1 pseudogene is annotated in these 1,359 nt (G+C 71.5%); it reads right to left on the bottom strand.

What is annotated here, in order from left to right:
* A pseudogene (locus AB0G02_RS40425) lies at positions 1-1,359 on the bottom strand (phosphoenolpyruvate synthase); the annotation flags it as partial.

Here is a 1,359-nt window from a genome sequence, read left to right on the forward strand (position 1 = left end):
CCGGGCGGCAGGTCGTCGCGCCGGTACGACCCGGCGACGGCCTCGCCGTCCGACGTGAGCACCCGGGGCGGCGTGAGCGCCTCGTACGACTTGAACGCCTCCTTGCGCCGGCGGATGAGTCCGTCGTCGACCCGCTGCGTGCGCACGGCGTCCTGGAGTTCCTGGAACCGCAGGAAGAAGACGTCCTCGCGCTCCCGCAGCACACCCGCCCGCACCAGGCGCTCGGCCTCGTCCAGCAGGGCCCGCTTGTAGACGGCGTAACGGCTGATCATCCCGTACTTCGGGTACTCGCGGTAGCCGCTGAACGTCCGGACGACGTCGATCTTCCGCTTGGTCTCCTCGGCCTTCCGCTCCCCGTCCGGCAGGGCACGCAGGCGCTCCAGCACCTCCTGCTCCTTCCGCCACGCCTCCTGGCGTCCCTGCTCGAAGCGGCGGCGACCCTCGCCCGGCTCGAAGTTCCGGACGTCGGAGAGGAGCATGGGCAGCAGCGTGGTGGGGCGTTCGCTCCACCGGGGCCTGGTGATGTCGATCTCGCCGACGCAGCGCATCCCGTACTTGTCCAGGTAGCCCGCGATGGCGTCGCGCGCCTCCGGCCCGCCCGGGAGGTCGGCCAACTCGTCGAGGAAGTCCTCGTCGCGGGCCTCGCGCAGGTGGGCGACGACTTCCGGGTGCGGCCGGATCGCGTCCGCGACGTCGAGGAGTGCCAGCCCCATCTCCGACGTGACGTTGTGCGGGACGGACAGCGTGAGCGTGTCGGCCGCGTTCGTCTCGCCCAGCCACTCCTGCAACCGCTCGTTGAGCCACCACGTCGCCTGCATCGCCGCCATGATCACCCGGATGCTCCGCGGCTCGAACAGGAGCCGCCGCAGCTCCTGGACGTCGGCCAGGATGAAGTCGAGCAGCTCCGGGCCGGACTTCGTGCGGATCTCGCGCTCCAACGCGGCGATGGAGGCCTCGCCGCGCGCGACGAACTCGGTGACCAGCTCCGGATCGGCCTCGACCTCGACCGGCGCGGCGCCGGGGATCGGCGGGCCGGACCCCTCGTCCGGGAGCGACGGGAGGAAGCCCTCGCGCGCCACGACGGTCCGCAGCGCGTCCCCGATCAGCGGATCGGACTTCTCCGAGACCGCCAGCAGGCCGGCGCGGCTCGTGGGCGACGCCAACTGGCGGGTGGCGTCCACGAACAGGCGACCGCCGGCCTCGGCCATGGGGCGGGGTGTCGTCAGCTGCCACAGCGACAGCCCGAGCGGCTTCATGGGGTCGGTCTTCATCTGCTGGTGGCCGACCGAGATGTAGACGTGGTTATCGTCGTCGTCAGCCTCGGGGATCGGGAACAGCGTGGTGATCGGTCGGGTGCAC

Source organism: Actinosynnema sp. NPDC023658 (assembly GCF_040639995.1).
Lineage (GTDB): Bacteria > Actinomycetota > Actinomycetes > Mycobacteriales > Pseudonocardiaceae > Actinosynnema.